Annotated in this window: 21 protein-coding genes; 14 read left to right on the top strand and 7 right to left on the bottom strand. The window is 47.2% G+C overall.

The window, feature by feature from the left end:
- Nucleotides 1–85: 85 nt before the first annotated feature.
- Both QUA50_RS09935 and QUA50_RS09930 read right to left on the bottom strand, forming a co-directional pair.
- Nucleotides 86–1,690, bottom strand: coding sequence for a protein kinase domain-containing protein (locus QUA50_RS09935; RefSeq protein ID WP_333262585.1), 1,605 nt, complete (start codon nt 1,688–1,690; stop codon nt 86–88).
- Nucleotides 1,691–1,786: 96 nt separating this feature from the next.
- Entirely contained in the window at nt 1,787–3,388 is a 1,602-nt protein-coding gene (locus tag QUA50_RS09930) for an NB-ARC domain-containing protein (RefSeq protein ID WP_333262582.1), read from the bottom strand.
- A 225-nt stretch (nt 3,389–3,613) separates the two neighbouring features.
- Between QUA50_RS09930 and QUA50_RS09925 the strand changes: the two genes are divergently transcribed.
- From QUA50_RS09925 to QUA50_RS09905, 5 genes are all read left to right on the top strand, one after another.
- Nucleotides 3,614–4,204, top strand: coding sequence for a C39 family peptidase (locus QUA50_RS09925; RefSeq protein WP_333262579.1), 591 nt, complete (start codon nt 3,614–3,616; stop codon nt 4,202–4,204).
- A 157-nt stretch (nt 4,205–4,361) separates the two neighbouring features.
- Nucleotides 4,362–5,240 carry a peptidoglycan-binding protein gene (locus QUA50_RS09920; RefSeq protein WP_333262576.1) on the top strand — a complete coding sequence of 293 codons (879 nt, stop codon included), beginning with the start codon at nt 4,362–4,364 and terminating at the stop codon, nt 5,238–5,240.
- Between the two features lie 65 nt (nt 5,241–5,305).
- Complete coding sequence (locus QUA50_RS09915) at nt 5,306–6,133, top strand: N-acetylmuramoyl-L-alanine amidase (protein WP_333262573.1); 828 nt, start codon at nt 5,306–5,308, stop codon at nt 6,131–6,133.
- A gap of 27 nt (nt 6,134–6,160) precedes the next feature.
- Nucleotides 6,161–6,415: a hypothetical protein gene (locus QUA50_RS09910; protein WP_333102299.1), complete on the top strand. Its 255-nt coding sequence runs from the start codon at nt 6,161–6,163 to the stop codon at nt 6,413–6,415.
- A 138-nt stretch (nt 6,416–6,553) separates the two neighbouring features.
- The gene (locus QUA50_RS09905) at nt 6,554–6,682 is read left to right on the top strand and encodes a hypothetical protein (RefSeq protein ID WP_333262570.1); all 129 of its coding nucleotides are present in this window, start codon (nt 6,554–6,556) and stop codon (nt 6,680–6,682) included.
- A 151-nt stretch (nt 6,683–6,833) separates the two neighbouring features.
- On the opposite strand, the gene QUA50_RS09895 is transcribed toward QUA50_RS09905, so the two are convergent.
- A complete protein-coding gene (locus tag QUA50_RS09895) occupies nt 6,834–7,349 on the bottom strand; it encodes a pentapeptide repeat-containing protein (protein WP_333262568.1) in 516 nt (171 codons plus the stop codon).
- Nucleotides 7,350–7,420: 71 nt separating this feature from the next.
- On the opposite strand from QUA50_RS09895, the gene QUA50_RS09890 reads away from it, so the two are divergent.
- From QUA50_RS09890 to QUA50_RS09875, 4 genes are all read left to right on the top strand, one after another.
- On the top strand, nt 7,421–8,854 hold the full coding sequence (locus tag QUA50_RS09890) for a hypothetical protein (protein ID WP_333262565.1): 1,434 nt from the start codon (nt 7,421–7,423) through the stop codon (nt 8,852–8,854).
- Nucleotides 8,855–9,265: 411 nt separating this feature from the next.
- Nucleotides 9,266–10,852 carry a chloride channel protein gene (locus tag QUA50_RS09885; protein WP_333262562.1) on the top strand — a complete coding sequence of 529 codons (1,587 nt, stop codon included), beginning with the start codon at nt 9,266–9,268 and terminating at the stop codon, nt 10,850–10,852.
- 159 nt (nt 10,853–11,011) lie between these two features.
- A complete protein-coding gene (locus QUA50_RS09880) occupies nt 11,012–11,491 on the top strand; it encodes a J domain-containing protein (RefSeq protein WP_333208094.1) in 480 nt (159 codons plus the stop codon).
- Nucleotides 11,492–11,581: 90 nt separating this feature from the next.
- Entirely contained in the window at nt 11,582–11,854 is a 273-nt protein-coding gene (locus tag QUA50_RS09875) for a DUF3143 domain-containing protein (RefSeq protein ID WP_333039717.1), read from the top strand.
- A gap of 145 nt (nt 11,855–11,999) precedes the next feature.
- Here QUA50_RS09875 and QUA50_RS09870 read toward each other — a convergent pair whose 3' ends face one another.
- From QUA50_RS09870 to lysA, 3 genes are all read right to left on the bottom strand, one after another.
- Nucleotides 12,000–12,746: an isoprenyl transferase gene (locus QUA50_RS09870; protein WP_333262559.1), complete on the bottom strand. Its 747-nt coding sequence runs from the start codon at nt 12,744–12,746 to the stop codon at nt 12,000–12,002.
- Nucleotides 12,747–12,766: 20 nt separating this feature from the next.
- A complete protein-coding gene (gene cdaA / locus QUA50_RS09865; RefSeq protein ID WP_333231148.1) occupies nt 12,767–13,660 on the bottom strand; it encodes a diadenylate cyclase CdaA in 894 nt (297 codons plus the stop codon).
- Nucleotides 13,661–13,897: 237 nt separating this feature from the next.
- On the bottom strand, nt 13,898–15,316 hold the full coding sequence (gene lysA, locus QUA50_RS09860; RefSeq protein ID WP_333262687.1) for a diaminopimelate decarboxylase: 1,419 nt from the start codon (nt 15,314–15,316) through the stop codon (nt 13,898–13,900).
- Between the two features lie 180 nt (nt 15,317–15,496).
- Here lysA and rimI point away from each other — a divergent pair, with 180 nt between their 5' ends.
- From rimI to QUA50_RS09840, 4 genes are all read left to right on the top strand, one after another.
- Complete coding sequence (gene rimI / locus QUA50_RS09855) at nt 15,497–16,111, top strand: ribosomal protein S18-alanine N-acetyltransferase (protein WP_333262556.1); 615 nt, start codon at nt 15,497–15,499, stop codon at nt 16,109–16,111.
- Nucleotides 16,112–16,852: 741 nt separating this feature from the next.
- The gene (locus QUA50_RS09850; RefSeq protein WP_333262554.1) at nt 16,853–19,330 is read left to right on the top strand and encodes an ATP-dependent Clp protease ATP-binding subunit; all 2,478 of its coding nucleotides are present in this window, start codon (nt 16,853–16,855) and stop codon (nt 19,328–19,330) included.
- A gap of 396 nt (nt 19,331–19,726) precedes the next feature.
- Nucleotides 19,727–20,320 (top strand): signal peptidase I, encoded by a 594-nt coding sequence (gene lepB, locus QUA50_RS09845; RefSeq protein WP_333262552.1) that lies wholly within the window; start codon nt 19,727–19,729, stop codon nt 20,318–20,320.
- 287 nt (nt 20,321–20,607) lie between these two features.
- On the top strand, nt 20,608–20,931 hold the full coding sequence (locus QUA50_RS09840) for a DUF1825 family protein (RefSeq protein ID WP_006632589.1): 324 nt from the start codon (nt 20,608–20,610) through the stop codon (nt 20,929–20,931).
- Between the two features lie 199 nt (nt 20,932–21,130).
- Here the strand turns inward: QUA50_RS09840 and QUA50_RS09835 are convergent, their stop codons facing one another.
- Nucleotides 21,131–23,050 carry a penicillin-binding protein 1A gene (locus QUA50_RS09835; protein WP_333262549.1) on the bottom strand — a complete coding sequence of 640 codons (1,920 nt, stop codon included), beginning with the start codon at nt 23,048–23,050 and terminating at the stop codon, nt 21,131–21,133.
- Nucleotides 23,051–23,367: 317 nt separating this feature from the next.
- On the opposite strand from QUA50_RS09835, the gene tyrS reads away from it, so the two are divergent.
- A complete protein-coding gene (gene tyrS / locus QUA50_RS09830; RefSeq protein WP_333262684.1) occupies nt 23,368–24,600 on the top strand; it encodes a tyrosine--tRNA ligase in 1,233 nt (410 codons plus the stop codon).
- The last annotated feature ends 56 nt before the right edge of the window (nt 24,601–24,656 follow it).

Here is a 24,656-nt window from a genome sequence, read left to right as displayed (position 1 = left end):
TTTGGAAATCTTCATTAGTCCTCTGAAGCGAGGACTTGTGCTTTGAGGCACGGGTTTAAACCCCTGCCGGACTATCGGAGATACGCTATAACTTTAAATTTTGAAAATTTTTGCTAAATTCTTGCCGTATCCATCTCTGTTCTTCAGAAGACTCCGACTGCAAATTATTATAGCATTTTTCCCAATAAGATAAAGATTTTTGTTTGTTGCCTTGACGTTCTAAAAGCACAGCTTCAAGACAGTAAGCAACAGAACGATCGCTACCAATATTAATCGCTTTCATCAGGTTATTGTTAGCCTCTTCATATTGCCCTAACTCCAACTGCGCCCAACCTAAATTTTTGTGTATAGTGTACGTTGTCTTAATATCTGTGGCAAGTGGTAAAGCTTTTTCTAACAGCGGTAGAGCTTTCGCATATTGTTTATCTAAAATTTCCAGCCGCGCCAAATTATTTAAAGCTTTATTAAAACCTGCATAGACAGCAATTTGATATGCAGCGCGAGCCTTTCCATATTCTTTTTTGTCTTCATAAATTACGCCTAAGTTATAGTTAACTCTTCCATCATTTGCTTGAAATAATAGAGCTGTTTTATAATATAATTCCGCATTATCTAAACGTTGATTTTTGTAATTACTCAAACCTTCTTTGTTAAGATAAAATACTATCTGGGGTGAGAAAGTCCACAAACCGCCTAGCAAAAAAAAGCTAGCTAGAGCTAGTTTGCCTACCCAGTTAAAACCAATCATATCAAAAATAGGATTCGTTTTACTGGGTTCGATGGATTGTTTAATTTCTGGCAACGGTTTCGCCAATCTTTCCAAGGGCGATCGCGCGTCTCCTCGTGCCAAAATTTGCAAGATTTCCTGGCAGTTTTGTGGTCGCTTCCCAAAAAAAGGAGCCATCATGCGGTCAATTAAATCTGCCAAATGTGGTAAAACTTGCGTTGCTTTATCTCGCCATATTAACTGACCGTTTTCGGCATCTTTAGGTAATTTAATCGGTAAATTTCCTGTTAGCAAATAGACAAAAGTACGCCCCAAAGCAAAGAAATCCGATTGCGGTACTGCATGACCCTCTGCTTGTTCGCTTGGCGTATAGCCAGCAGAAATAATCGCAGTTCCCGTATAATTTTCTTTTTGCTGCCGCAAGTAAGTTTCTGTTACTTCTCGCACCGCACCAAAATCAACTAATACCAATTTCCCATCCGGCTTTAACATGATATTGGACGGTTTAATATCTCGGTGAAAATACTGCTGCTCGTGCAGTAAATTGAGAATTTGTGTGAGTTGTGTCAACCAGTCGATCGCAGTTTCTGTATTTATTGGTTGATTCGCTCTTGCTAACATCCACTCTTGTAAATTTTGCCCCGGTATTTTCTCCATTACCAAACATGGTAACGGTTTGCTACTACCTTCAGGCCAATTAAAATATCCGTCTTTTTCTACACGAGGAATGCCGGGGTGTCTTTGGCTCATTAAGAACTCTGCTTCTCGCTGAAATAAAATGGTGGCTTTTTGCTTAATATCTGGGTTATTAAAGTTATCTAAATTCAAAACTTTTAATACTTTGATAATGCCACCATCGTCTACTTCAAAAATATCGCCAAAGCCACCGCCACCAATGCGATCGATAACTTGGTAGCGACCTTGCAATATGAATCCTGGATGAATTAAGTTATTTGGAATCATAGAACCTCTTAAGAACCTGTATGGGCGGGTTCGCCAACTGATTTAAAGCTTGCATATCGGTTACATAAACCCGCCCTCCCCACTCTATATTTCAGTTTATCCTAGCAGTTTGAGAAGATTTTTCTCTGCATATAGAAGCTTTGGGGAAGGACACTCGCGAACTTTAGACAAAAGTTCTTTTAGCTGCATTTGATAATTATTTATTCGAGTTAAATCTAAGCGTTCTCGAACTTTGGTTAATATCGGGTGTAGCTGAGTAATTTTAGTGTCCTTGAGTTCTGGCGATCGCTCGAAAGCATGACTTCCGATTAAACCTAGCTTGTCGGTGGATTGCGCTTCCATTGCTTCGAGAATATTTTGGCATATTTGTTCGATCGAATTATGGGTGACATATTTCATCATCACGGGTTCGAGAGTGAATTTTGCTTCAGCACTAGAGGGAGAAAGCTCTTTTTCGATTAACGAACGCCTTACCAAGGATTCTAATACTGTTAGTAATTCTGAACTAGAAACGCCTGCTGATAATTTTGCTTTCAGTTGGTTCCAGGAAATCGGCTGCTGTTCGATCGCCAGCCAGTACATGACAGCTTTTCCTAAATCCGATAACCGCTGAAAATGTTCGTTAAGTAAATTGGCAAATATATCGCCAATAACTAAGGAACTCTGACCGATAAATTGACTGATATTTCCATTAAACAACTCTTGAATTGTGGTAGCAGTAATTTTCAGTGCAGCCGGATGACCTCGGTATACTTGTATCAGTTCATCTAAGCCGTTTTCTGAGTCAGAAAAGCCAATGGCTGCCAACAGCATTTTTGCATCTGTTTGTTTTAAGCCTTTAACTTGTAATGTACGCACAGGTAAGGTTTCGCCTGCTAAAGATGCAACCTCTACAGGCTTTTCTCGCGATAAAAGTAGCAAGCAGCTTTGATGCCTTTCTTCTGAGATTCGCCTCAATAGTTGACCGTACCCTTCATAACCATCTCCGTAATACCCAGCTATATCTCCACTTTGCAAAATCATTTCCCAATCATCTAGGATCAGCAAACAACGGCGATCGCGCAAACTTTTGATTAGGGAAGAAATTTGCTCGCCTATAGTAGTTGGCAGTTGCGTTTCTGGGGAACTGCTGGTAAATGAGTTCAACTCAGTCAAGATTGTCAGCAAAGGAGGTGCATGACGGAGACTGCGCCAAATTAGGTATTCAAATTCACCCTGAACTTGTTCTCCCAGTTTAGCAGTCAAAGCCGTTTTACCAATACCTCCCATACCCAACAGCGCCACCAAGCGACAGCGATCGCGGAGTACCCATTGACTCAGGGTATTTAATTCTGCGGCGCGGCCGAAAAAATTTGAGACATCCGGCGCTTCACCCCAATCTTGGCATAAAGGAGTGCTTGTAACTGAAATTGGCTGTGCGGCTGTCTGTGACTGCAAGTGCGATCGCCTTTCCAATGCCGTTTGAAAGTTTCTTTTACTGACTCTTTCGCCTAAAGCTTCCGAAAGCAGCTTCCATAACTTGGGGCCAACATCTTGCATCAGGTATTCGGCAGCATATCCGTAAGCCTCTGCAATCTTATGATACTCATGACCTTCCCAAGATCCCCTCAGAATTATTACTTCTATATCTTTTAAGTGTCTGTTTGCTTGGGCAAATACGGCGGTATCTGCGAGTTTCAGCGCTTCTTCAAAATTCATAACGTTAAAAATTTTTCATTTGATCTTGAGTATAACCTGAAGTTTACTGAGGTTTACTTATTTAAACTGAGGTTGCCTCAGTTTTTCTATTTTTGGATTTATTTTTAACAACTTAGGTTATCTATATCGACCGTACAATAACAACTCGCTACTGTATAAATATCAGCTCAAACAAATGGTCTGAGACCAAATCAATCGTTTACAACACTTACCTTGAGGTAAATTATGGCTGTCAATCATAAGGTTCCGTATTTCAGTCAACATGATAACGAAATTGAACCCTGGCGCACTTGCGGTGCTACAAGTTCGGCAATGTGTCTGAAATACTTTCAAGTTGCAGATTTAGGCTTCTTTGCACAGTACGAAGATGATGTTAAAAAACGTTTCGACAGGCTGGGAATCGATCACGGTTCTCCCGATGGCATCAAAAGATTGTTAGAGGGTTTGGGGTTGAGAGATGATTTGACATTGAAAGGGAGTCTTTCAGACATCACTCGGTCTCTCGATTCTGGCGAGATATGTATATTGCACGGTTATTGGACTGTTCCGGGTCACATTCTAGTTATTCGCGGCTATAACAACAACGGTGACTTTTTTGTGAACGATCCAGCCGGAGAATGGTTCTACTCAGGCTATCGGAAAAATTCCCCATTTTCACCAGATAACAAAGGCGAAAACAAGATATACAGTCGTAAATTGATCTCCGCCACTGCCAATGCCTTTAGTTTGCGTGAAGCTTTATCTTTTTATGACAATTGGGACAGCAGCAAGATCGAATCTACTGCAACAATGTGGCTGCATCGGATTTCTAAATGAGTCAAAAAAATGCCGGAGTTTTCAATTGATATTACTTCGGTGACTTAGCCAGACTAACAAGATTCGTAGTGAGGACTTTAGTCCGCATTTTACCCAAATATGCAATAAAGGAATTCAGTCTTTACTACAAACATTATTACTACTTGGATTTGTGAATATGACGATTGAAAAAGTTGAGTTACAAATCAATGACGGGATTATCGATACCCCTCACCTGATTGATGATGTCGAGATCCTGCAAAGGCGCTTAAAAGATTGGGGATTATTACCAAAAGATGCCAAAATTGACGGGCTTTTTGGGTCTGTCACTAAGGCAGCAGTGGAGCAATTTCAACGGATGCGCCCTGCGGATAAAAGCCAGTTTGTTTCAGGTGGACTAAAGGTAACAGGTAAAGTCGATCGCAATACCTGGGCCGAGTTGCTGAAGGTAAAGCCAGAAGAGATCGCAATAGTTACTCGCAAACCCAAGATGTGGGATATGCCCAGTGACTTCCCTAGCGTCGATCGTATTTTAGATATCGCTCAATCTCCGTCGGCAATTCGTCCCTTTGCCAAGAAAAATTTGCCTCTTATCCTCGATCGATGTCTCGATAATGGTGTCATCGATCGCGGGCAAATTGCCTATGTTTTTGCAACGGCCGAACATGAATCCCATTTTGGACGTTTGATGATGGAATTAGCTGATGGGTGGGATTATGAAGGCCGCGAAGATTTAGGGAACACTGAATCCGGTGATGGGCCTCGCTTCAAAGGCAGAGGTTTCGTCCAAATTACAGGGCGTCGCAACTACCAAATCTGGAGTAAAAAACTCGGAATTCATTTGATAGATAATCCAGAAAAAGCCGCTCTCCCTGAAATCGCTGCCATGATTCTAGTTCGGGGAATGCGCGATGGTAGCTTTACGGGTGTAGGTTTGAGTGATTTCATTGTTGGCGATCGGCGCGATTTCTCTAAGGCTAGAAAAATAGTGAATGGACGGGACAGGGCTGACCACATCGCGCAGATCGCTGAGCATTACTTCAAAGCCATAGCCTAAACAGAAGTTGCCCCCTCCGTGGGGTAACTTCCACCTACAAATTAAACAATTAGGAGTCATTTTTTATGTCATTTACAGCAAAAGTTGTAACAGCAGAAGTCTGGGGAGCCAGACCTCCAAAATCTGGAACATTTTCTTTTCAAAGGACTATTCCTCGCTATGTCATCGTCCATCATACAAACAACCAAAATCCTCCCAACGATGCCTCAAGAGGCACGCTGGAAGGAGCGATTAAGTTAGCGCGAAACATTCAAAACTTTCACATGGATGATAATGATTGGTCGGACTCAGGACACAACTTCTTAAATACAACCGGAGGGTTTATTTTAGAAGGTCGGCACGGTTCCCTAGATGCTGTGAAAAAAGGGTTTTGCATTCAGTCAGCCCATGCAGGGCAAGATCCAGGAAAATTAGCCAACGGCAATCAATCTCCTGGTATTGAAAATGAAGGGAATTTCATGACTTTCCAAATGAGTGAAAAGCAATGGGAGAGCCTTGTAGAACTTTGTGTGTCATTATGCGATTCTTGCAATATTAGTCCGCTCAATATCAAGGGACACAGAGATTTCAGCAATACTGATTGTCCGGGTGATTTGCTGTACAGTCAACTTCCCAGTTTGAGAAAACAAGTTGCTGATAAGCTAGGTATGCAATTCACTCCCGAACAGCTAGAAAATGAGTCGCCATTTGTGACTCTACGCTTTGGTTCAACAGGTTCAGCCGTTATCAAACTCCAACAGCGATTGCGCGATCGGGGATTTAATCCAGGAGCAGTTGATGGTGTATTTGGTGAAAATACACAAACGGCTGTAAAAGCTTTCCAGCGTTCTGTTGGACTTGAAGATGATGGAATAGTTGGTAGCCACACTCGAACTAAGTTAGGACTTAGTTAAGCTTTAATCATTTAGGAGGTTAATCAAATGACACATTCTTCTATAGTTGAGACTCAACCAAATTCTTCAGAACATGGAAAAGAGCTGGCCGAATTATTCCAGGAAGATAATGGGAAATACTCGACAATGCGAGCCATGAGTTTTATTGCGCTGATTGCAGCGATTGTGTTTGGTGCAATAACAATAACTAGCAAAGATTCTGAGGGGAAATACATTACAACTGCTTTTTTAGTTGCTGCTTTCGCGCCAAAAGCTGTTCAAAAATTTGCAGAACGTGTGTAAGTAAAGTTGGTATGACTTACGCACAGGGGCTTAGAAACCGGGTTTTTTTACGAAAATACACAGGTTGTGACCTGCTGATTCGGTAAAAAACCCGGTTTCTGGAGTCGGAGTGCGTCCAAGACTGGCTGAGTTAGATAGATGATTAAAGCAGCCGACGCGCTTGTAAAATCTGCTCTATTAGAAGAGCGATCGCGCCTCGTCACTCCTTCATCTCCTCACCAAATAACAGGAAATGAAGGTGGCAGGTGCGATCGCTCTTTCCTCTGACTAATGACTAATAACTAATGACTAATGACTAATGACTAATGACTAATGACTTTCATTCATGTCGCGTACCATCAGGCATCACCGCACCCTTTAAATTCGCCCCTGCCAAATTAGTATCCAACAGCAAAGCATTTCTCAGATTACCACCCTTCTAATTCGCCCCTTCCAAATTAGCCATCCACAGATTAGCACCCTCCAAATTCGCCCCTTCCCAATCAGCGTTAGCGAGAAAAATACCTTTCATAAAAGCACCTCTTAAGTTAGCATTTCTCAAATTACTTCCTTCCAAATAACTATCCTCTAAAAACGCATTTTCTAAATTGCTTCCCTCCAAATTTGCCCCGGCCAAATTGCTGCTTATCAGGTAAACCCCAGTCAAATTGGCCTGTTTCAAGTTAGCGTTTACCAAATGCGCGCTCCACAAATGGGCATTTTTCAGGTTGGCTTGTTCTAAATTGACCCCTTCCAGAAAAACTTCGCTCAAATTTGCCCCGAAAAGATTGCAACCTTGACATTCTCTCGCCCTCAGCAATTGCCGGACTTGATGCTTGACTGACGAACGGTTCGCTGCGACAATTATTAAACCTGTAGTTGCTAAGGCAATAATAATAAAAGTTGCCAGCCCGATCGCACTTACAACCTTCCTTTGTCCCGCGCCTCGAAACATCCGCTTGCAGCCCCTAAAAATATTTCGATAATTGTTCGTATTTATAACCTAGTTCCTTCCTTCCCCGACCTATGAAAAAACAGTTAAAATTTAAATTACTCGCGATCGCCCTTATCTCCATCCTAGCAACAATCGGTATCGGGTGCGATCGCCTTTTCACAAAACCCTTTCAACTTCCCGCCTCAGCCAAACAAGAACCCTGGCCAATTCAAACAGGTCTCCGATCGGCTATCCTCCGCGAAAATATACCAACAGTCAACCGCGTAGTTTTAGTACCCGACGAAGCCACATTCTTAGCAGCAATCCAAAAATGGAATCTCAAAGGAAACTGGCCTATTCTCATCGAAGACAAAAAATATGCCCCCATGTTTGTGCAGCGCTTTAAACCCGAAGAAATAGTCCGTTTGCCCAGCATCAAACAGCAACTGCCAAAAAATAAAAAACTCCAACAATTAATGCTCAACAGCGCAGCAGCAGCCTGGAATGCCACCGATACTCAAACCTTAAAAGCACAATGGACGCAACTCGGCTGGGAACCCCCAGGAGTAGTAATCGCATCAGAAAATGACCCCGCACGCTCAGCAGCAGTTGCCTTAGCAGCCGCTCACGGCCAACCGTTAGTGTTTCTAGAAGGCAACTTCGGAACACCCAACGATACCCTCGATAACACACAGTGGAAAAATCTGCAACTAGCAGTTACAAAAGCCGTCGAATCAACCGGATTTTTTTATTCTCAACTCGCAGACCCGATCGACACAATAACCATTGTACGCCAACTAGCAGTCAAATATCAATCTCCTGAAAAACCAGACGAACAACTAGCCGTTACCGACGGTTTGGGAAGGCACCCCAACGGCGAACGCTGGGCGGTTGTTGGCTGGATTTACGGTTCCGAGGTGCGATCGATCTATCAAGCCATGTGCGCCTTATTTCTCGACAGCGAAACAGCTATGCTTTATGATAGTTACCCCAAGGAAGGAAATTGGGCAAAATATGAAATGGAGTCAGCAGCTAGCGGACTAAAAACAATAGGTTTAAATGTCGAATTAGTGCAGAAACCCGAATCTAGCCTGGAAAAGTGGCGGAGTTTAGCCTCAAAACCGTGGACATTTGACTTAATATTAATGAATTCCAAAGGCTATCCAAAATCATTCCAAGTGGGCAACGGCGACGCTTTAGTTGAAGACATACCCAAACTCCAATTTCCCGCAGCAATCCACACGATCCACAGTTGGTCAGCAGCAGCGCCAGATGACACAAACACCGTTGCCGGAAGGTGGCTAGAGAATGGTGCTTACGCATATATTGGCAGCGTCAACGAACCTTTTTTATCGGCATTTATTCCACCTAAATTAATGGTCGATCGCCTAAAGCGAGGAGCACCCTTTTTAATCGCAGCACGCCAGCTCGAATCCCCGCCCTGGAAAGTCGCCACCATCGGCGATCCGCTAATGTCGATCGCCAAACCCAGACCAAGAATCCCGCCCGCTCAACAACCGATATGATAGTATGCGCGACCGAGGAATTTAAAATTGGAGATTTTAGGTTTGTGGTTTGAGATTTGTGGTTGTCAGGTAAAATCTCCCATCGCCAATTCTTTAATTTGAAAGTTGTTTTTTACTGAGTTATATGATATTGCTAGTTCACTGATGCGATCTGCCTAACCACCCACAAGGTAAATATAGTTGATTAGCATTATAGCCAGAGTATATCTAAGTTTGAATGTAACTGAGCATACAATCACGCCAAATCCGTCGCTCCTGATAATCAGTGATTCCACCTCAGCGGCTAGCCCCAAAAAATTACCCGAAAATACGCCTTAATTAAGTTGTCAATTCCCCTAAAATCACTCAAAATGAAAATAAGAAATAAATTGTAATAATTATATAACTTCTCACCGAAGAATTAACCGCTAAATGAGAGCCATCCCTCCTGTGGATCTGCCGCCACCCGGGCCAACCGCAGCAACTCCCCAAGCCTCCCGACTAAGCCCGCTATTCAACCGCCTGCACCCCAGCCCAGAAACCCTCCTGCTCATCCTGTCCCTAGTCATAGGGGGAGTTACGGGCGCAGGCGTCGTCACCTTTCACTACCTCATCCACTTCATCCACAGCCTGATGCTGGAAGACTTCATGGGGGCGATCGCCTCCAAAGGCTCTTGGACGCTAGCCTGCATTCCAACCCTCGGCGGAGTCATCATCGGGCTGATGCGGTGGCGATTTCGGGACTTTGGCCCGAATATGTCTTCCTTAATTGCAGCCACCCGCGGCCTGCAAGAACTCTCCCCCCTCAAACCCATCACCAAAATGGTGGCAGCCTCAGTTTCCCTCGGCACCGGCGCCTCCCTCGGCCCGGAAGCCCCCAGCGTCGAAATCGGCGCCAACTTCGGAATGCTGCTGGCTCAAATTTTACAGCTCTCCCCAGAACGGCAGCGCTTGCTCCTCGGCGCGGGAGCTGCTGCCGGTTTATCCGCCGGATTTAACTCTCCCATCGCCGGAGTATTCTTTGCCTTAGAAGTCGTGCTCGGCAGCACCTTCGCCACTTCCTCAGTCAGCGTAGTCTTGCTCTCCGCCGTAGTTTCGGCGCTCATCGCTCAAATCTGCTTGGGATCTCAGCCGGCCTTTGCGTTGCCAGTTTACGATGTCCGCAGCCCCTTGGAACTGCCTCTGTATATGGGATTGGGCCTTTTAGCGAGCGGAGTGTCTCTAGCCTACACAGAAGCAATTCAATTAGCCGAGGGCTGTTTTCAAGGAAAAGTCCGAGGATTTGCTTGGCTAGGACTAATCCCCCGACCGCTTCAGCCCATCATCGGCGGGACCTGCGTCGGCTTAGTCGCCCTGCAATTTCCTCAAATTTTGGGTGTCGGCTACGAAACAGTCCAAGCCATGCTCCAAGATGTTAAATTTTCCTTGCCTTTGCTGCTGCTGCTGCTGTTTGTCAAACTGGCGATGACAGCAATCAGCCTCGGCAGCGGTTTAGTGGGCGGTATATTCGCTCCGGCGATGTTTTTGGGAGCTTCCCTGGGTTCGGCTTACGGCCTGTTTTTGGAAATGCTGCCGGCAATGAGCGATCGAGTCGCTGGCCCTGCCGCCTACGCAATGGTGGGAATGGCCGCCGTCCTCGCCGGCAGCGCCAGAGCACCGCTGACAGCCATCCTATTGATGTTTGAATTAACCCGCGATTACCGGATTGTCTTGCCTTTGATGGCAGCAGTCGGATTGAGCGTTTGGCTGGTGGAGTGTGTCAACCGCCGATCGACAGCCCACAGCCTCAACCTTCAGCAAATGGGCGTAGACGTGGCTCTCAATACACCGATCAAAGCCAGAGAACAGTTGCAAGATTGGGAAGATGTTCTGGGCGATCGCATCGTCACAGAACTGATTTCTTGCCAAATTCCCACCGACGGCGAACACAGTATCGATCGACCAGAACCAACCGACACTCCAGTGCTAGCCCTAGCCAATTCACATTCCTCTGAAAAAGTCAACCCCAATAAAGAATAAAAAACCGCGTACCAGCAGAAACAGGTAAAGAACGGGAGAATTTAGAATTCTTCCCTCTTCCCTCTGCGTTCTGGAGCGCCCTCTGCGGTTAATTCCTCTTCCTTCAGATTTCAGCTAAAATAACCAAATATTATTAACAATAGGCAGAGAGGGGCTTCGGTGGCAGGAAACGAGGCAACTGCAAAAAACAAAAGTCAAAAAATACCCGGCAAAACCCCCTTGGGCTCGACTCATTACAGCTTGTTAGGGCTGCATCCTTCAGCCTCAGTAATCGAAATTCGGCGATCGTACCGGGAACTGAGCAAACTCTACCATCCCGATACCACCGAGCTGCCGCCCGCAGTCGCCACAGCCAAATTTCAGCAGCTAAATAACGCCTACGCCACCCTCAGCAACCCAGAACGTCGCCTCGCCTACGACCTCAAAATAGGCTATTCTCGTCTGAACGTGATTCAGTCGCCCCCAGGCTTCAATACTCCGGTTTCGGCATCGGGCAAAAAAACTTCCAACTCCGCTTACCTAGATCCCACGGATCGACCCCTTTCTCCCGGAGAAATGTTCGCTCTGTTTATCATGGGAGCTAGCTTAATCGGATGTTTGGTACTGGCGATCGCGATCGGCTTAATTCGCGGCAATTAAAGCCTCCAATCCCAAATCTCCAATCTACAATCGGAAATCCCCAATCCGAAATCCCCAATCTAAAATCCAAAATCTAAAATCTAAAATCCCATGACTCTTCCTTCCGCTGACACTCCTTTGTACAACCATCCACTCCCGGAAATCGAGCAGTGGCTAAAAAGCCGCGGCTGCCAGCAAGATCGGCGAGAACTCCACTGCTGGCAGATCGAGCAACTTACATGGAAAGCAGAACTCTCCCTCGATATCGACCAACTTACCGTCCGCTACATCGATGCTGGAGCCGACGGCCAAGACATTCAGCGAGCATTCAAATACTCCCTCTCACGTCAGGACATTGAAGCGGCCGTTTTCTCCGGCCCCTAATTGGATTTTAGATTTTAGATTTTAGATTTTAGATTTGTCCTCCAATCTAAAATCTAAAATCGTTATGTTGAGCAGGAGATGACCTACTTGGAAACTAAAAAATCAACCAAAAAATCTAAAATCAAAAATCTCCAATCCAAAATCGTTAAACTTTGCCAAATCGGCGGCTGCGCTTCTGATAATCAGACAAAGCGCGGTGAAACTCCGATCGATCGAAATCCGGCCACAGCGTCTCAGTAATGTAAATTTCCGAATAAGCCATTTGCCATAGTAAAAAATTGCTCAACCGCATTTCCCCACTCGTCCGAATTAGTAAATCCGGGTCACAAACATCAGCAGTATACAAATAGCGTTTAAATAAAACCTCATCAATCTCCTCCGGCTGCAACTTGCCCTCTTTCACCTGAGTGGCGATCGCCCGACAAGCTTGTACAATCTCTTGACGCCCCCCGTAATTCGTCGCCACCGTAAACAAAATCCCCTGATTGTGCTGAGTTGCCGTCACAGAACGCTCGATTTGGGCCTGCAAAGACTTCGGCAAAGCCTGCAAATTCCCCATAAATTGAATTTGCACGTCCTCGTCCACCATCTCCCGCAATTCTTGCCGCAACTTTCCCTCAAACAAACTCATTAAAAAATCCACTTCCCCAGCCGGCCGCCCCCAATTCTCCGTCGAAAAAGCATAGGCCGTTAAAGCTGGAATCCCCCAATCTTTGCAGCAGCGCAGCAGTTCCTTCAGAGTGCTAGCTCCTCGGCGGTGTCCCGCAATCCGCGGCAACCCCCTCTTCTTAGCCCAGCGCCCGTTCCCGTCCATAATCACTGCTATGTGCTTAGGCAGTAGTTCCTGCTGCAGATCCTCCGGCAACTTTTCCAAGCAAATTCCTTGACTCATGGTTTCTCCCGATTACCCGACTAACGGCGCAGTATCCGTTTTAATAGCGTCACTCCCTTCAATCCTATCTGGCGTCCGAGATTGCCGATCGGAATTGGAGCCACAACTCTTTCTCCCTCGGAGGGGAACAGCTTTGCTTCCAGCAATTCCTTAAGTTTGCTGCTAGTCAAAGGTCGATTTAAAAGTCCCATCTGGGCTAAAGAAATAGAACCCGTTTCCTCGGACACCACCACGCACACGCAAGCTTGCACCCGTTCCGTAATCCCCATTGCCGCCCGGTGGCGGGTTCCCAACTGCCGCGACGCAGTGCGATCGGACAAAGGCAAAATTACTCCCGCCGACACGATCCGCGAACCTCGAATCAAAACAGCCCCGTCGTGCAGCAAAGTTTGCGGCTGAAAGATCGTCTGCAACAATTCTTTAGAAACTTCAGCATTTAGCTTTAACCCCGGCACAGAAAAATCTCGATCGTCGATCGGAGAATCTGTTTCTATAATTAGTAAAGCGCCCGTGCGGTTTTGCGAAAGTTCTTTTACTGCGTCCACAATTTCATCTATTACGCTGTCCGGTTCGGGAGTTGGTCGGCGATCGCGTCCAAACAATTGCCGAAATTCCCCCCGACCCAATTGTTCCAGAAATCGGCGAAACTCCGACTGCAATATTACCGCCATTGCCACAGCCGAACCAGTCACCAAGCTATTGAGCGCAACGTGCAACAGCCTCAATCCAGCCCAGTTGCTCACCGCCGCCGCCAGCATCAAAATGATAAATCCCCGTACCATCCACAGCGTTCTGCGCTCGCCAACAATGACGAGCACCAAATACGCAAGGGCAAAAACCAGTCCAATATCGATCCCTTGAATCAATAAGGACTGAACCAGGGCCAAGTCAAAGCCAGATTGTTGATTGTTCATGGTTCATCGAACGCTACCGCCTGTGAACCGCGAACCGTGATGCACTCGAACCCGTGAACCATGAACAGTTGTTATAAGGAATACTCTGAAAATCCCCGTGTTTTTAGACCGGGGAGTGTCAATCCAATCGTGTGACTGAACAAGGCAAAAGTTAAAAGTGAAAAAACAATCATCACTAAGTAAACATAGATTGTCTTTCTTTTAACTTTTAACTTTTAACTTTTAACTTCTAAGTTTTTACTTTGGAGCTCCGAGTCGTTCAGGAAGGCGGTCAAGCCTCAGCAAATCCTGGTAAGTTTCCCGCTGTACAATCGTGTTAACTTCCCCATTTCTCACTAAAACCGCTGCCGGTCTGGGTACTCGGTTATAGTTAGAAGCCATACTGTAATTGTATGCCCCTGTGGCCGTAACGGCGAGAACATCTCCGGCATGACACTCTGGCAATTTGGCATCTTTAATCAGAACATCGCCTGACTCGCAGTGTTTCCCAGCAATTGTCACTGTTTGCGTTAAGGGAGCAGACATTTTACCGGCTGCGAGGACTCGATAAACTGATTGATAGGTAATAGGACGCGGATTGTCCGACATCCCTCCATCCACAGCTAAATAAGTCCGCATTCCCGGAATGACTTTTTGAGAGCCAACGGTATAAGCAGTGACACAGGCTGTACCGACGAGCGATCGACCCGGTTCGCAAAGCAATTTTGGTAATGGCAATTGCTGCCGCTCGCAAGCTGCTACCACTGCGGAGCAAATTGTACGAGCCCAATCTTCTATGCTGGGAGGATCGTCCGCTTCAGTATAGCGAATGCCCAACCCCCCGCCAATATTAATTTCTGTAGCTGGCAAACCATAACTCTGTGCTTTTGTCAAGGCCTGAATTATGACTTCAGCTAAATCGTCATGGGGTTGCAGTTCAAAAATCTGAGAGCCGATGTGAGCGTGCACTCCCACGCAAAATAACGACGATTGTTGGCTGATAAATTTAAAAACTCGATCGAGCGAGTTGGGATCGAAGCCAAATTTACTGTCGATTTGACCCGTCTGAATGTACTCGTGGGTGTGACACTCAATTCCAGGAGTAAACCGCACCATAACTCGTGTCGGCCCACCTGTGAGGCTGCTGACACCCGATTCTCCCAACTCTGCTAGAGTCTCTAAATCCCGCCAATTGTCGGCTACGGTAATGCAGCCGCTTTCGACAGCTAGTCGCAGTTCCTCGCGAGACTTGTTGTTACCGTGGAAGTAGATTTTGTCGGGACTGACACCGGCTTGCAGTGCAGTGTAGATTTCTCCGGCGGATACGACATCTATCCCTAAACCTTCGGAAGCTGCGATCGCGCAAACTGCCAAACAACTCCATGCTTTAGAAGCATAGAGCACTTGAGATTCGCCCGGATAGTAATGCTTAAAAGCATCCCGGTACTGGGTACAAGCAGCCCGCAACGTTTCTTCGTCTAAAATGTATAACGGCGAGCCAAATTGCTCAACCAAAGCTGTCACCTCGCAGCCTCCGATTTCCAACCGATCGCTGCTGTTAACACTGGCTGTCAGCGGTAACAGTTCTTGATTGGGCGATCGAGTGTGCAGGGCTTGTTGAGACTCAGACAGATACTTAAGTCCCGATTCCACCCCGATAGATTGAGTTGATACCATCGCGCAATAACTATCCTTACGGTCTTTCCCAGTGTACAATTGACGGCAAGCAATTGGGTCAGTTGCTCCCAGATTCATTCCGCAAGCAGGCTGACTGACTGAGACTCGATCGAACTGGAGCATCCTTGCAGTGAGTAATTATCATATCTAAAATCTAAAATCTAAAATTTAAAATCGACTGTGCGTTTTCTACAAATTAAACATCTCGCAGCAGAACACCTCAACAGTGCAGTCGAACTCGATCGGCTTTGTTTTGCGGGACTTTGGACGATCGAAGGCTACAGGCGCGAGTTAGACAGTCCTAACAGCGATTTATTAGGTCTTTGGACATGGGAAACTGACGACTGTGAATCAGCTCAAAACCGGGCGAGCACGGGGACACCGCCCCTACAGATTCCCCCAACTCTCATCGGTATCGGTTGTTTGTGGGCGATTTTAGAAGAAGCTCACATTATAATGCTGGCAATTCATCCTCAGTTTCAACGTCAGGGTTTGGGACAAGCTCTGCTTTTGGCTTTGCTAAAATCGGCTTGTGACAGGCAATTAGAGCGATCGACTTTAGAAGTGCGGGACTCGAATTTAGTCGCAGTTTCTCTATACAAAAAATTTGGTTATAAAGAGGCTGGACGGCGCAAGCGATACTACGAAGACACCGGGGAAGATGCTCTGGTGATGTGGCGCAGCGGTCTGGAAAAACCGGAATTTCAGCGATATTTGGCGGTTGAGAAACGGGAGATGTGCGATCGGCTGCATCAGAAAAACTGGCATTTGGCGATCGATAGTTTTGAGTTTTAAATGTAATTTATTGAGTCTTTAACTTGCATTGACCAATAATGGGTTACTCGATATAAATTTAGTTCAAAATCCTCATAGGCAATCAACCTCAGCATGGGAAGAAACCTCTGCCTGCACGATCGTACTTACCGCTTTGCTTCGCCCTCGTTTGAACCGTGCAGATTATAGTCTGAGCCAAACCCCTCGGAGTGTAGCAACACTTACTAATCGATCGGGAGCGATCGCACAACTGACAATATGAATACTACCCAAATTCCCCACGCATCTGAGGCCAAATTTTAGATAAAAAAAGCCCAGCTAGCTCTGGGCCTCCCAAAGCAACAAATTCTTGATATGGGCTGCCGGTTAAGGATGAGTTTAGGGGATCGATCGCCCATATAACCAAGAACTTTTGTAAAAAAACTGTCCTACACTTCGAGAAATATCCATTTGGCACCTGCATGACAGCCAAAAAGATTATGCTAGAATCCATCAATACGCAGTCGTAGGTTGGGCACGGGCCGAGAAGAGCAATCTTCTTGCAGTCTAGGGGAGGTTGTAGGTCAGCCACCATTTGGGTCTTCCCAGTTGAAAGCCACCCTGCAACATGAGCCTGGAATCTGCAACCGCAGCCGAGTGCGGCAGATAGGTTGGGAGTGTCGCGCTAGAATAAGCAGTACGAGTTAACACTCGAACACAAACGCTCGTTGTGCGAGCGTGACCTCGAAACGGGCACATAGCAGCAGGTGATGGGAATAAATCATGTTTGAACGCTTCACAGAAAAAGCAATAAAAGTAATCATGTTGGCCCAGGAAGAAGCTCGCCGCCTGGGTCACAACTTCGTAGGGACAGAACAGATCCTCCTGGGTCTGATCGGAGAAGGAACCGGGGTTGCAGCTAAAGTCCTCAAATCAATGGGGGTCAACCTCAAAGACGCTCGGATTGAAGTGGAAAAAATCATCGGGCGCGGTTCCGGCTTCGTGGCAGTCGAAATTCCGTTCACCCCCCGCGCCAAGCGGGTTCTAGAACTATCCCTAGAAGAAGCTCGCCAACTCGGACACAACTATATAGGTACTGAACACCTGCTGCTGGGCCTGATCCGCGAAGGTGAAGGAGTAGCGGCCAGAGTCCTGGAAAACCTGGGAGTAGACTTGTCGAAAGTCCGCACCCAAGTGATTCGGATGCTGGGAGAAACCGCAGAAGTCGCAGCCACGGGCGGCGGCGCCCGCACCAAAACCCCAACCCTGGATGAATTCGGTGCCAACCTCACTCAAATGGCGGTCGATGGCAAACTAGACCCAGTAGTCGGACGCCAAAAAGAAATTGAACGGGTAATTCAAATCCTCGGTCGCCGCACCAAGAATAACCCGGTGCTCATCGGCGAACCCGGAGTCGGTAAAACCGCGATCGCCGAAGGTCTGGCCCAGCGCATCGCTAACAACGACATCCCAGATATCCTCGAAGAAAAGCGCGTCGTTACCCTCGACATCGGCTTGCTGGTTGCCGGCACGAAATACCGGGGCGAATTTGAAGAACGCCTCAAAAAAATCATGGACGAAATCCGCACAGCGGGTAACGTGATTTTGGTGATTGACGAAGTGCACACTTTGATCGGTGCAGGTGCGGCTGAAGGGGCGATCGACGCAGCGAACATTCTCAAGCCGGCTTTGGCTAGAGGCGAGCTCCAGTGTATCGGCGCTACAACTTTAGACGAGTACCGCAAACACATCGAACGCGACGCTGCCCTAGAACGGCGCTTCCAGCCCGTGATGGTCGGCGAACCCACCGTTGACGAGACGATCGAGATTCTCTTCGGTCTCCGGGAACGCTACGAACAGCACCACAAGCTGAAAATCTTGGACACGGCCCTGGAAGCTGCAGCCAAACTCTCACATCGGTACATCTCCGATCGCTTCCTCCCAGACAAAGCAATTGACTTGGTAGACGAAGCTGGTTCCAGAGTTCGCCTGATCAACTCCCAACTGCCCCCGGCAGCCAAAGAACTTGACAAAGAACTCCGCCAAGTCCTCAAAGATAAAGACGAAGCGGTGCGTTCTCAAGACTTTGACAAAGCCGGCGAATTGCGCGATCGAGAAATGACCATCAAAGCCGAAATTCGCGCTATTTCCCAAGCCAAAAAAACCGACTCTGCCCGCACCGGCGAAACAGACCCATCGCCAGTGGTCACCGAAGAAGATATCGCTCAAATCGTGGCAAGCTGGACGGGAGTCCCGGTCAACAAACTGACCGAATCCGAATCCGAAAAGCTGCTGCACATGGAAGATACCTTGCACCAGCGCTTGATCGGTCAGGAAGAAGCAGTGAAAGCCGTTTCCCGCGCCATTCGTCGCGCGCGGGTAGGCTTGAAAAATCCCAATCGCCCGATCGCCAGTTTCATCTTCTCCGGGCCCACAGGCGTCGGCAAAACCGAACTCACCAAAGCCCTAGCCGGCTACTTCTTCGGTTCCGAAGACGCCATGATTCGTCTGGATATGTCGGAGTACATGGAACGGCACACCGTCTCCAAACTCATCGGTTCTCCGCCTGGGTACGTCGGCTACAACGAAGGCGGCCAACTCACAGAAGCAGTCCGCCGCCGTCCTTACACCGTCGTGCTCTTCGACGAAATCGAAAAAGCCCACCCCGATGTCTTCAATATGCTGTTGCAAATATTGGAAGACGGCCGCTTAACTGATGCCAAAGGTCGCACCGTGGACTTCAAAAACACGCTGCTGATTATGACCTCAAACATCGGTTCTAAGGTGATTGAAAAAGGCGGCGGCGGCCTCGGCTTCGAGTTCAGCGACAACCAAGCCGATGCTAATTACAACCGCATTCGTTCTTTGGTTAACGAAGAACTCAAAAACTACTTCCGTCCCGAATTCCTCAACCGCCTAGACGAAATTATCGTCTTCCGCCAGTTGAACAGGGAAGAAGTCAAGGAAATCGCGGTCATCATGCTCAAAGAAGTGTTCAGCCGTTTGACAGAACAGGGCATCACCTTGGAAGTGACCGAAAAATTCAAAGAACGGCTGGTAGAAGAAGGCTACAACCCCAGCTACGGAGCCCGACCCCTGCGCCGCGCCATCATGCGCTTGTTGGAAGACAGCTTGGCTGAGGAAATCCTTTCTGGCCGCATCAAAGACGGCGACACCGCTGTTGTGGATGTGGGCGAGGACGGAATTGTTAAGGTGCTGCAAGGTCAAAAGCGCGAATTGCTGCCCCAAGGCGCTGAGTAAGTTTGAGTTTTGTGCGATCGCGAGTTAAGTTTTGAAATAACCAATCTCGCGATCGCCAACAACTCAAAATCCTCACATAAAAAAGGTAGAGAATTTAAATTCTCTGCCTTTTTTATGAGTTAATATCAAGAGAAGACTTATTGTATAAATCTTTGATTGATAGGGAAATCGCAGGTGCCTTTCTAGATACTTTGCAACTTTGCAAATGCCTGCACTTCACGTCTAGTAATTAACAGCGACATACTTCAACGGTAAGCTGTACTGCATTTAAATTGTATATTTGGGGCAGGTTCGCGTGTGGGACGCGCTCATGGTTTGATGCTTTGTAGAGATGCAATTTAAATGCTGAGCGAGCTTAATCAGATAATTAGTGGCAACTATATAGCGAGGACTTTCATGACATCTGAAAAAAAGAATTTGGGTACACAAGTAGCAGAAAATCCGCCTGAAAGCTGGTGGCAGAAAGCGTGGAAGTCTAGCTTTGAAAATCTTCAGATAGTGATTATTGCTTTGAGTTTAGCAATAGTGATTCGAGCCTTGGTCGCCGAACCGCGCTATATACCCTCAGATTCTATGATACCCACTTTGCACGTGGGCGATCGTGTCGTAGTCGAAAAAATCTCCTACTACCTCGAACCTCCAAAAACTGGCGACATCGTAGTATTTTCTCCCCCCGAAAAGTTGCAAGAACAAGGCTTTACTCAAGACCAAGCATTCATCAAGCGGGTAATTGGCTTACCGGGTCAAACCGTCGCCGTTAAACAAGGTTTAGTGTATCTCAACGACAAACCCCTCGTCGAAAAATATATTGCCGAACCTCCTAAATACCAGTGGGGGCCTTATCGCGTTCCAGAAAATGAATACTTTGTGATGGGAGACAACCGCAACAACAGCAACGACTCCAGCAGGTGGGGATTTTTACCTAAGCAGAATATCATCGGCCGCGCTGTAGTGCGGTTTTGGCCTCTAGAACGCATCGGGGAAGTTTGAAGAAGTCATTAGTCATCAGTTATCAATCATTAGTTATTGGTTATTGGTTGGTTGTTAGTTTGAATAACCAATAACCAACGCTTTTCGGGCCCGATGCCCTGCGCGGGCCGATGCCCTGCGCGGGCATCGGGCCCGATGCCCAATGCCTCTGCTGTACGGAAATTTCTACTAATTCTTGTACCTTCAGGGGTAGGGACTTCCTCCGGCAACTGATAAAATGGTACAAAAAGCAGCGGGATTTCTCGCCTCGATCAAAATTAGTTGAATATTAAAAAATTAGGAAAGCTATGGGATTTTTTGATTCGGAAATTGTTCAGCAAGAAGCCAAGCTGTTGTTTGAAGACTATCAATCTCTCATCAAACTCGGTGGCAATTACGGCAAATTCGATCGCGAAGGAAAGAAAATGTTCATCGCTCAGATGGAATCGATGATGGAGCGCTACCGTATTTTTATGAAGCGCTTCGAGCTGTCTGAGGACTTCATGGCTCAGATGACTGTAGAGCAGTTAAAAACACAGCTCAATCAATTTGGAATCACGCCCCAGCAGATGTTTGAGCAAATGAACTCAACGCTGGAGCGGATGAAATCTGAGCTGGAAAAACAATCCTAGTGTCAGAAGGAAGAAGGAAGTTCGGCAACGGATTGTGTAACGGATGTAACGGATGTAACGGATGGAAGGAAGAAGGAAGAAGCAAGAAGGAAGAAGCAAGAAGGAAGAAGCAAGAAGGAAGAAGCAAGAAAAAGAAAGTATTCCCAATGCCCAATGCCCCATACCCCATGCCCCATGCCCAATGCCCCATGACTGATAATTAAGGCCGCTCAAAAGATGAAGCAGGTTTGAAGCTTTCTGCGGGAACTCCCTGCAAAGCTTGGCTCATAAAATCGCGCCAAACAGGGGCGACAATAGTACCGCCAGTAGCACCGTAGCTCATCGGTCTATAATTGTCGTTGCCCATCCAAACAGCCACCGACAACTGCGGCACGTAACCCACAAACCAGATATCCCGTTCTGAGGAAGTTGTACCAGTTTTCCCGGCAGCAGGCCGCCCAAGTTGAGCCGCCCTTGCCGTTCCGCTGGTAATTACTCCTTGCAGGGCGCTGTTGACAGATGCCGCTGCCCAGGAATTGAGAACTAATTTAGGTTTGGGCGTATTGTCGAGCAAGACGTTGCCACTGCTGTCAGTGACTTGCACGATAAATGTGGTGTCAGAATGCCAGCCGTTGTTGGCGAAGGTAGCAAAAGATCCGGCCATTTCCAAAGGAGTGAGGTCAACTGCACCCAAGGGCAAAGAGATCACCGGTTCCATCGGACTTCTGATGCCGAGCACGCGGCAAATCTCAATCACTTTATTCAATCCGACTTCTTGGCCAAGCTTGACGGCGGGAATGTTCAGAGATACTTCCAAAGCTCTGCGGATGCTGACTGCACCGGAGAAGCCGCCGCCGTAGTTTTGAGGGTAGTAGTAGCCGTCGCCGTCGCGGTAGCCGACAGGGGAGTCGTATACAACTGAATCGGGGCTGTATTTCCCGCTAGCAAAGGCAGCGTAGTAGATAAAAGGTTTAAAAGAAGACCCGGGCTGGCGGCGTGCTTGAATGGCGCGGTTGAACTGACTCTTTTCGTAATCGACGCCGCCAACCATTGCTTTGACGAAGTGGGTGCGGGGATCGACGGCTGCTAGGGCAATTTGACCTTCATCGCGATCGTAAAACAGCCCTTGGTAGTAAAGCCGATTGTGCCACGCTTTGACGGTTTCTTCGGCTATGCGCTGCATTTTGAGGTCGATCGTGGTTTGAACGCGCATTCCTCCCTTAACCACAGCATCTCGCCCGAAACGCCTTGTCAGTTCCTGGACTACGGCTTGGGTTACGTAAGGAACTTGAGAGCCGCCAAAAGAGGTAATTTTGCCTAGCTTAATTTTTTCCTGGCGGGCTGCTGTCTCTTGGGCCGGCGTAATCCATTTAAGATCCTTCATGCGGTCTAAAACGAGGGCTTGCCGCTCTTTTGCCAACTTGTAATTGACGAAAGGACTGTATTCTTCGGGGGCAGAAATTAAGCCGGCCAGCATCGCTGCTTCTGAAAGAGTCAAATTACTTGCTGATTTGTTGAAATAGCTTCGAGAGGCTGTCTCTACGCCGTACAAGTTGTGACCTAAGTAGATTTGATTCAGGTATAGTTGCAGAATTTGGTCTTTGTTGAGAATTTGCTCCAAGCGGATAGACATTACCGCTTCAGCTACCTTGCGACTCAATTTTGACTGAGGAGAGAGAAACAGGTTTTTGACTAGCTGCATAGTCATAGTCGAGCCGCCTTCAACGGTTCTACCTTTCTCTAGGTTGACCATCAGAGCTCGGGCTATCCCGCCGGGGTTGATGCCTTTGTGGGTGAAGAAGTTGCTATCTTCGATCGCCAGAACAGCTCGTTTCAGGTTCGGGGAGATTTGGTCAAGGGGTACGACATCCCGGTTGGCTTCATCGTGGATGCTGGCTAGGGGCTTGCCGTTGATGTCGTAAATGTGGGTAGTTTCTGTGGGAGAGTAGGTTTGCAAGATCCGAACATCTGGCAAATTGCGGAAGCTGATCGCTAAGCCAACCAGTCCGCCAGCGACTACGGAACTGGCAAGCATTGTCATGCTGAGTATGGTTCCGGCGGTCACTTTACTGACTGACTGAACAAACTCGAATACGGGGGCTGAGTTTTCCGTGTTATTGCGGACTGCGTTGGTTGACACGTGGATTTCACTTCCTCACTCGATTTGGGGTTTAAGACTTTTAATTTTAGATGCGAAACCTAGAGACTGTCAGTCGATCGATTTTAGATTTTAGATTTTAGATTTTAGATTTTAGATTTACTCCACAGATCAATTTAGGAGTTTGAACTAGCGTCTAAAATTGTGGGATGTCGGCGACTGTTGTCGGGGCTGGTATCCGTTTTTGGGCGGGGTCAGCTAATGAAAGCCGGTCAGGTTTCGGATTATAGTAGCGTGATAGTTATGTTTTTATGCGTCAACCAGTGAGTGTAACTAATTCTGCTGCACTTTGGCAAAATATGATGGACGATCGCTCCCCGATGATAACTCCTAACCTTTCAGCACTTTACCGCGGCGTCAGCGAGATTTTTCCAGATCGACCTGATTCTAGCAACCCTGACGAAAATTTAGCCCAACTGCTGGCCCAAGTCGATCGACCGTTGCGCGTCAAACTGGGAATTGACCCGACAGGCAGTGACATTCACTTGGGACACAGCATTTGCGTCCGCAAGCTGCGGGCTTTTCAGGATGCCGGTCACACAGCGGTACTGCTGATCGGAGATTTTACCGCAAGAATTGGCGATCCGACAGGTAAGTCGGAGATGCGTAGCCAGTTAACTGGCGAACAAGTGGCGGAAAATGCCAAGACTTATTTAGACCAAGTGCGTCCGATTCTAGATTTTGACACGCCCGGACGTTTGGAAATTCGCTACAACTCCGAGTGGTTGTCGAAATTGGACTTGGCGAAGATTTTGGAACTGCTGGGGACGATGACGGTGCAGCAGATGCTCGCTAAAGAGGGATTTGATAACAGGATGCAGCAGGAGAATGCGATTTATCTGCATGAGTTTCTGTACCCGCTAATGCAGGGTTACGATTCGGTGGCTTTGGAAGCCGATGTGGAGTTGGGGGGAACTGACCAAAAGTTTAATATTGCGGTGGGGAGAGATTTGCAGCGGCATTTTGGGATGAAACCGCAGTTTGGTTTGCTGATGCCGATTTTAATCGGGACTGACGGCGTGCAGAAGATGTCGAAGTCTTTGAACAATTATGTGGGTTTGTCGGAAGACCCGCTGACGATGTATTCTAAGTTGGAGAAAATTGCTGATAGTTCGATCGCCCAATATTTTGAACTGTTGACAGATTTGCCGCTTGATGAATTGCCAGAAAATCCGCGAGAAAAACAGAAACTTTTGGCTGTGGATGTGGTGCGCCAGTATCGCGGTTCGGAAGCGGCGGATCGCGCACAACAAGATGCAATGGCGCTGGTTAAAGGTGCTGCGGGACAAGCTGATGCTGTGGCGGAATTTGCTTTGGCAAGCGTGCAGTTTCCGGCTAAGTTGTTTTATATTCTGAGTGCTAGCGGGCTTTGTAAAAGCAGCGGTGAGGCGCGGAAGTTGATGCAGGGCGGTGGGGTGAAGTTGGAGGGCGATCGGGTTTCTGATGTTAATCTTACTTTTGAATCACCAACTGATTTAGGCGGTAAGGTTTTGCAGGTGGGGAAGAATAAGTTTGTGCGATTGGTTTCTTGAATAGACATCTCCAATAATTATTGTGGAACAGGCATCTTGCCTGTTCAAAACAGGCA

The sequence above is a fragment of the Microcoleus sp. M2_D5 genome, from assembly GCF_036701935.1.
GTDB lineage: Bacteria > Cyanobacteriota > Cyanobacteriia > Cyanobacteriales > Microcoleaceae > Microcoleus.
This window is presented reverse-complemented; position numbering and strand designations above follow the sequence as displayed.

Bases quoted from the DNA above. Each gene is read 5' to 3' on its own strand.
- QUA50_RS09935 (WP_333262585.1), bottom strand. From the start codon at position 1,690: ATGATTCCAAATAACTTAATTCATCCAGGATTCATATTGCAAGGTCGC.
- QUA50_RS09930 (WP_333262582.1), bottom strand. From the start codon at position 3,388: ATGAATTTTGAAGAAGCGCTGAAACTCGCAGATACCGCCGTATTTGCC.
- QUA50_RS09925 (WP_333262579.1), top strand. From the start codon at position 3,614: ATGGCTGTCAATCATAAGGTTCCGTATTTCAGTCAACATGATAACGAA.
- QUA50_RS09920 (WP_333262576.1), top strand. From the start codon at position 4,362: ATGACGATTGAAAAAGTTGAGTTACAAATCAATGACGGGATTATCGAT.
- QUA50_RS09915 (WP_333262573.1), top strand. From the start codon at position 5,306: ATGTCATTTACAGCAAAAGTTGTAACAGCAGAAGTCTGGGGAGCCAGA.
- QUA50_RS09910 (WP_333102299.1), top strand. From the start codon at position 6,161: ATGACACATTCTTCTATAGTTGAGACTCAACCAAATTCTTCAGAACAT.
- QUA50_RS09905 (WP_333262570.1), top strand. From the start codon at position 6,554: ATGATTAAAGCAGCCGACGCGCTTGTAAAATCTGCTCTATTAGAAGAG.
- QUA50_RS09895 (WP_333262568.1), bottom strand. From the start codon at position 7,349: ATGTTTCGAGGCGCGGGACAAAGGAAGGTTGTAAGTGCGATCGGGCTG.
- QUA50_RS09890 (WP_333262565.1), top strand. From the start codon at position 7,421: ATGAAAAAACAGTTAAAATTTAAATTACTCGCGATCGCCCTTATCTCC.
- QUA50_RS09885 (WP_333262562.1), top strand. From the start codon at position 9,266: ATGAGAGCCATCCCTCCTGTGGATCTGCCGCCACCCGGGCCAACCGCA.
- QUA50_RS09875 (WP_333039717.1), top strand. From the start codon at position 11,582: ATGACTCTTCCTTCCGCTGACACTCCTTTGTACAACCATCCACTCCCG.
- QUA50_RS09870 (WP_333262559.1), bottom strand. From the start codon at position 12,746: ATGAGTCAAGGAATTTGCTTGGAAAAGTTGCCGGAGGATCTGCAGCAG.
- cdaA (WP_333231148.1), bottom strand. From the start codon at position 13,660: ATGAACAATCAACAATCTGGCTTTGACTTGGCCCTGGTTCAGTCCTTA.
- lysA (WP_333262687.1), bottom strand. From the start codon at position 15,316: ATGGTATCAACTCAATCTATCGGGGTGGAATCGGGACTTAAGTATCTG.
- QUA50_RS09850 (WP_333262554.1), top strand. From the start codon at position 16,853: ATGTTTGAACGCTTCACAGAAAAAGCAATAAAAGTAATCATGTTGGCC.
- lepB (WP_333262552.1), top strand. From the start codon at position 19,727: ATGACATCTGAAAAAAAGAATTTGGGTACACAAGTAGCAGAAAATCCG.
- QUA50_RS09840 (WP_006632589.1), top strand. From the start codon at position 20,608: ATGGGATTTTTTGATTCGGAAATTGTTCAGCAAGAAGCCAAGCTGTTG.
- tyrS (WP_333262684.1), top strand. From the start codon at position 23,368: ATGATGGACGATCGCTCCCCGATGATAACTCCTAACCTTTCAGCACTT.